This window comes from Rhodococcus sp. T2V, from assembly GCF_029269925.1.
Classification (GTDB): domain Bacteria; phylum Actinomycetota; class Actinomycetes; order Mycobacteriales; family Mycobacteriaceae; genus Rhodococcus_F; species Rhodococcus_F koreensis.
Genome location: NZ_JARJBD010000196.1, coordinates 1 through 6,829 on the forward strand (window position 1 = coordinate 1; position 6,829 = coordinate 6,829).

Below are 6,829 nucleotides of genomic sequence, written 5' to 3' on the forward strand. Positions count from 1 at the left end.
GTGGCCAAACCACGACGCCCGATTGTTCGCAGGGTTGACGTCAGTCCAAGATCACGTCCAGCTCACGGGTCTCGTGCTCATAGCGTCGTGGTGGCCCGTCACGTGTCAGCATCGCTAGTCTCAAACCGTGAGCGAGATTGCGAAATTCCACCTGCGCGCGCCCGGACTGGCCGACGCGGATGCGATCGCCGAAGTCCACCTCACCACGTGGCACGCAACGTACGCACACCTCCTCCCCGACTGCCACTTCGACAACAATGCGTTGGAACAGCGAAAAGCGATGTGGCGCTCCACACTGAGTAGCAAGCAGCCACCGCAGCGACTACGCGTGACGGAAGCTCACGGGGGAATTGTCGGGTTCGCATACGCAGGAACACCGCTCGACGACGAGGACCCCGCACGAGATCTCCAGCTCTACACCCTCTATCTCCTGCCCGAACACCAAGGGACTGGCGCGGGTCAAGCACTCCTCGACGCCGTTCTAGCCGAGAACCATGCCCAACTTTGGGTCGCCAAGGACAACCCCCGCGCCCACAGCTTCTATCGCCGAAACGGCTTCGCGCCCGACGGATCGGAAAAGATCTACCCGGGCACCACCGACCTGGTCGAAGTCAGACTCGTCCGATAGCGGACCGAACAACTGATGCAGCGACCGCACTCCGAGTCATTCAGCACAACGCTCACGACCTCCGGGGCCACAGCCCCTGGGGACAGAATCAGCACGCGTCGCGTCGCGGAGGCACGAAATGGAGTGGTCGACTACCCGCCCACCTCGAATGAGATGGCCACATCCTGGGATACATGGACAACGAAAGCGATGGCCGCCAGGCGGCACTGCGGCGGCCACAAGCGACCTACTCGCGCGCACTATGCTTTATCGGCAGCGGCATCAGGTAGGTGGTCAGACATGCGCATCCTGCTTCTGGTGTCCGCGTTCAACGGTCTCAGCCAGCGTGCATGGGACGAGCTGCGCCGGCGCGGCCACCACGTCACCACCACGATTGCGGTGTCCGACGACGCGGTCTCCGACGCCGTGTTCCGTGCCCAACCCGACCTCATCCTCTGCCCGTACCTCAAGGAGCGAGTGCCCGAGCGGGTGTGGCGCCGGTGGCGGACGATCATCATCCATCCGGGCGCGGTCGGTGATCGGGGCCCCTCCGCCCTCGACTACGCCATCATGGACGGCGCACCGGTGTGGGGCGTCACCGCGCTGCAGGCCACACAGGAATTCGACGGCGGCCCCGTCTGGGCGCATCGCGAGTTCCCGATGCCGGCCGAACCGATGCGCAAATCCGCCCTCTACAATGGACCCGTCGCCGACGCCGCCATCGCCTGCATCCTCGAGGTCATCGAGAAGGCCACCGACCCCGGCTACGTCCCGACCCCGCTCGAGGCCATAGGCCGCCCCATCCCAGGCACGCGGCCACGACCGGCCATGACCCAGCAGATCCGCGCGTTCAGCTGGTCCGACCCCGCGGCAGACATCGTCCGCCGCATCCGCGCCGCCGACGGATCCCCCGGGGTGCGCACGCAGATCAATGGTCAGAAGGTCCATGCCTTCGACGCGCACATCGGCGGTAAACTCGCCGCACCCACCGCGCCCGGCACCGTGATCGGCCGGCACCGGAACCGCCTGCTCGTCGCGGCGGGCGACGCGTCGGTGTGGATCGGCACTCTCAGGGAGCCCGGTGGTATCAAACTGCCCGCGGCACACGTGCTACCCGTGGCAGCCCCGCTCGTGACGGACGGCCCTCGCGACATCCGGTATCGGCGCCGCGGCCCCGTCGGGGAACTCACATTCGACTTCTACAACGGTGCCGCCGGGGTCGATCAGTGCCGTCGACTCGCGCAAGCCATCCGCGCCGCACGCTGGCAGGACACCCGAGTGCTGATTCTCCGCGGGGGACCCGAAATGTTCTGCCACGGAATACACCTCAACGAGATCGAGGCGGCCGACAACCCCGCGACCCGAGCGTGGGAGAACATCAAGGCCATCAACACAGTGTGCCGAGCCCTCGTGACGAACTCTCACCAGCTCACCGTCGCCGCCTTCACCGGCAACGCCGGCGCCGGCGGAGTCATGATGGCCCTCGGAGCGGATGTCGTCGCGGCCCGGGACGGGGTCGTCCTCAACCCGTACTACGACATCGGCCTCTACGGCTCGGAATTGCACACGCTGACCCTGCCACGCCGCGTCGGCGCCGGCCTGGCGCGGCAACTGCTCGACGAGAAGCTGCCGATCGGGGCGCGCCTCGCCGCGGAAACCGGGCTCGTCGACCTCGTCGGACCCGGCGCCAGGGACGACTTCGACAGTTGGCTCGACGACCTCGCCAACGGCTGCGCAGACCCCGTGCAGCACCGTGCCGTGGTCTCAGCCCGCGACCCGCTCACCAAACCGATCGACTATTACGAGACCCACGAGCTCTCGCACATGGCCCGCGACATGTTCGACAATCGCCACGGGTTCGCGGAGAAGCGTCACGCATTCACCCACAAGGCCGGGGCCGGAGACATCACCGCACGGCTTCCGCCGCACCGCCGCGCCGATTCCCGGCACGCCGACCGAGAAACCCGTCCCAGTCGGTGCACCGACAGGGGCCAGATCGAGCCGGCATGCTGCCACGCCTGCACGGGCACGCCATAGCCATCAGTCGCCCGCCCTTCAGATCCGGCCTCTACAGAGGAATGCGCTCAACGGTTTACACCACTCCAGCGGCGGCGAGAACGCTCTCCCATCGGTCCATCCTCCCGCCTGGTCTCAGATCGCGGCGCCCCTAACATCGGCGAGACATCCAGTGGTGGTGTTTCGTTCGTCGACGGTGGTGACCAGGTGCTCGAAGCGTCGAACTTCAAGGAGTGCGGCGTCGAACTCGCCATCGAACGCAGGCCGCGTGGAATCCGCGGCAGTAGGAGAAGGGCGACTCGACCATCAAGCTCCGGCCATGCCGCCGAACGAGCTGACGCCAAGGTCGGACACGGATTCTTCCGATTGGAAGAACCCAAGACTGGAGAAAGATTAGGACACAACGTGGCTATAGCACGATTGACACTGATCACCCTCGACTGCAACGACCCGCAGGTACTCGCGACCTTCTGGGCAGGGCTGCTCGAGGGCCAGATCATTCGCTCCGACGACCACATGGCGCTAGTACAGACGCCCGGCGGTGCGATCGCAGCAGTGGCCGTCCCGGACTATCACGCGCCGATGTGGCCCGGCGGGACGACTCCGAAACATATGCACCTCGATCTAGCGGTCTCGGATCTCGAGACAGCGGAGGCTGTAGCGGTTCGACTCGGCGCGCGAATCGCCGACTTCCAGCCTGGGGGAAACCGCTGGCGGGTTCTGCGCGATCCTGCGGGACATCCGTTCTGCCTGACATTGAACATTCCGACGGGATGGACCTGCTGACAACCACCACCACCGTTCTCCCGTTCCTCGTTCATCCTGAACCTATGCATCCACTGGTCCGACCAAGTACGTGATCGACCAAGAAACAGCACCGCGTTATGGCGGCATCCTGAGATAGGAGGGCCGACCCTGGAAGCGCACCGTTCCGTCACTCTGTGGATACAACACGCCTTCGCCCCAGGTCGTTCGGACCGGTACGGTCACTATATCCGTGAACCGCCACCCAGAAACAACTTCACCGAATGCACTCTCGGTCGGCGCTATTGACCGGTTCGCCACCGAATCGCATCCGACTCGGCCAAGAATGAACCGGTAAACAGCGGCACTGCAACAGATGCCACGGCTACGTATCCTCAACAACGGCCCAAACCCGTCGGCGGTCACCCCCCCCAGACACGATGCATATCCCGATCCACCGAGATACAACCGACCCTTTGGATGAACCATGAACACCACACCGCATGCTCGTCACTCAACGGAACCCCGCAGCCGCGCTGTGGTACTCGGAGCCGGTGCCGTAGTTGGGACAGCGTGGACGCTCGGCCTTGCCGCCGGGCTGCGCCGCCACGGTGTCGACCTGACCGACGGAGACCTCATCGTTGGGACATCGGCCGGCGCCATCGTCGGCACACTACTCACAACCGGCCAGAACCTCGAGGCCATTGCCACACGACAGACACACGTGGAGTGGGAAACAACCCCGATATCCACCACACGCCGACTCGACGAAGTCTTCACCATCCTCGCCGATACCAGCCTCGACGCACTCGACGCCCGACGCAGGATCGGTCAACTGGCCGTATTTGACGGCCTCGAGCCCGAGGAGTCCCACCTTGCGCGAATAGAAGCGTTGATCACTCCCTGCGATTGGTCCCATCACAACTTGCTGATAACCGCCGTCGACGCCGACACCGGCGACCTCACCGCCTGGAACCGCACCAGCGGCGTCCCACTCCTGCAGGCGGTCGCAGCGAGCACCGCTATGCCGGGCCTCTATCCTCCGATAACTATCAACGGCCACCGATACTTAGACGCGGGAATCCGGTCAGCAACGAATGCCGATCTCGCGGCCGGCGCCCGTCAGCTGATCGTCGTCGACCCGGTGGCGCACCTCTTCCCTCGTGATCACCTCACCAACGAACTCGCAATGGTCCACGCGAACACAGTCATTGACATCACACCGGACCACGCAGCAATGGACGCTTACGGACACGACCCACTCGACCAACGCGCGTGGCCATCATGCTACGGCGCTGGACTGCGGCAGTCCGCCGACGCCGCCGCTAAGATTCGCGACACCTGGGGCGGACACACCAACCAACGAAAATGAGCCATCGCCGTCAAGCCGCCGACCTCACCCCGTTCCCGCACGCGCACACACACGAGCTCGCCAATGGTGATCTCTTCGGCGCGTTTCTACACGTACCTCCAGGCCGCACTGGAAGCAGTCCAGCGAATCGGCGCCCACCTATGCAACTCCGCCGGCCAACCCACCCGAGTCACCACAACGAGCGAAACCCCACCTCACAGCACAGGCACTCCAGGCCGCTCACATCGCCGCCAACGGCGTGAGGAACCGCGAGATCGCCAACCACCTGTTCCTCAGCGTCAAGACATCGAGATGCACCTTGGCCACTGCCGCACCATCGGCATCCGCTCACGGACCCACGCGGAAAGCTTCCCCAGCGGCCACGCTCTTACGTAGCCCTTCCCTAACCCCACGTACCGATCCGAACATCCGGCCCACCCGTCACGTAGCGAACTACGCATGCGATGCTCCGCGCCGTCGGAGATGCTGAAATGACCAACCACGAGATCTATCCAAATTGAAAAGACCTGCCACGCATCCCGAAGGCACCAACGAACACCGCAGCCGTTGCGCCTAGCCGAGATAACTCACCCACCACCGACCTGTGATACCGGAGGAGCCATGACCATTCTCCCACGATCACAGCGCCACACACATACTGGGACACAGTGTTCGTCCCAGGTCATCGCGCTTCGATTAGCAAACCAACAGAACCGATTACAAGGTTTACACCGGCGCGCAACTGGCATCGTCACCGGGAGAGTGATCGTATGACCATTCCCTTGCTGCGAACGGCAGACGAGATCGTCAAATCACTTCGCCTCCCCCTGTACGACGAGGCGTGCGCGTTTCGTCAACGACGGCACGCATATAACGTGCTCCAATCCACTGCGCCCACCCTGAACGCTGGCGGACTGCCGGTCGTATTGGTCGGCGGTCTGCTCAGCACTCCGTGGCTATTCGAACCCATGAGGCAGTGGTTCGACCTCGCCCATTGCGGCCCCACTATTGCACCGGTTGGCCTCGGCATCGACTGCGGCGAGCGGACCACTGCCCACCTTCTGCAGTTTCTGGAGAAGGTAGCGCGCGAGAACGACCGTCCCGCGATGATCGTTGCTCACAGCCGCGGCGGCCAGTTCGCTCGCGCCGCCGCAGTCCGTCGACCCGACCTCGTCCGCGCCCTGATCACCATGGGCAGTCCCCTAAATCGCCTCATCGGGGGCCTCCATCCCATCCTCAAAGCAGAAGCGGCCGCAATCGGGATGGCGGGTACACTCGGTGCGCCCCGACTGATGCGGTATGCATGCCTCAACGGCCAATGCTGTCGTGAACTTCGCAAAGACCTGACCCGACCGTTTCCCCAAAGTATCCCATTTCTCAGCATCTTCTCGTACAGCGACACCGTCGTCGACTGGCGCAGCTCACTCGATCCTTACGCTCGTCATCGACACATCCCCACGACCCACCTCGGCCTTCTGTACTCGTTCGACGCCATGGCCGACGAGTTGGGTCGCATCCTCTACGCTGATCGGGCGGCCGCTCGTACAACCCCCGTACGCAGATCTAGGAACGCCCGCCGTGTAACGACACCTTCTCTGAGACACCGAATTCAGCAGACACAGAACGAATCGCCGACAGAGCCGAAGGGGCGAGTGCCACTCGACCCTTAACCCGTGGAGGAATTAGCCACCTCCCCGGCGCGGACCCCAAGACACCAGTCATCCGGTCGTCGGCACATGTGCGGGCGCACGCAGTTGAGTCGGGCAGTTGTGGTAGCGCAGTCGGCCGGTATCGGTCCAACGGGAAAGTGTGCATTGGGGTTCGAGCACGATTCCCTACAGGTCCGTGCCCGCCCAGGCGCTTGAGGCGGCCAGCCACGGGCGACTGTGAGCAGATGTTCGGCGGTGACCAGCACGGCAAGGCCGTGCCAGTCCATCCAGAAATTGCCCTCGAAATGATGAAGTCCGAGAACGATTTCGGCTCCCGCAGTCATTCCTGCCGCGCGAGCGGATCTTCGCCGCCGGAGCAGTTCGGCGAAGACGCCCCTTAGCGAGAGCTAGTAGACCGTCGCAGCTAAGTTTTGGGATACAGGTGGCGGAGTTTGATGCGGG

6 protein-coding genes are annotated in these 6,829 nt (G+C 63.9%); all 6 read left to right on the plus strand.

The features are described from left to right. Positions 1–127: 127 nt before the first annotated feature. The 6 genes from P3H15_RS52705 to P3H15_RS52730 all read left to right on the plus strand — a co-directional run bounded on the left by P3H15_RS52705 (position 128) and on the right by P3H15_RS52730 (position 6,768). Entirely contained in the window at positions 128–628 is a 501-nt protein-coding gene (locus tag P3H15_RS52705) for a GNAT family N-acetyltransferase (RefSeq protein WP_276144609.1), read from the plus strand. Between the two features lie 279 nt (positions 629–907). After that, entirely contained in the window at positions 908–2,644 is a 1,737-nt protein-coding gene (locus P3H15_RS52710) for an enoyl-CoA hydratase-related protein (RefSeq protein WP_276144610.1), read from the plus strand. 384 nt (positions 2,645–3,028) lie between these two features. Continuing rightward, positions 3,029–3,409 (plus strand): VOC family protein, encoded by a 381-nt coding sequence (locus P3H15_RS52715; protein WP_276144611.1) that lies wholly within the window; start codon positions 3,029–3,031, stop codon positions 3,407–3,409. A gap of 445 nt (positions 3,410–3,854) precedes the next feature. Next, positions 3,855–4,739, plus strand: a complete 885-nt coding sequence (locus tag P3H15_RS52720; protein WP_276144612.1) for a patatin-like phospholipase family protein — start codon at positions 3,855–3,857, stop codon at positions 4,737–4,739. A gap of 749 nt (positions 4,740–5,488) precedes the next feature. Then, positions 5,489–6,388, plus strand: coding sequence for a triacylglycerol lipase (locus tag P3H15_RS52725; protein WP_276144613.1), 900 nt, complete (start codon positions 5,489–5,491; stop codon positions 6,386–6,388). A gap of 224 nt (positions 6,389–6,612) precedes the next feature. Beyond that, the gene (locus tag P3H15_RS52730; RefSeq protein WP_276144614.1) at positions 6,613–6,768 is read left to right on the plus strand and encodes a hypothetical protein; all 156 of its coding nucleotides are present in this window, start codon (positions 6,613–6,615) and stop codon (positions 6,766–6,768) included. Positions 6,769–6,829 lie beyond the last annotated feature (61 nt).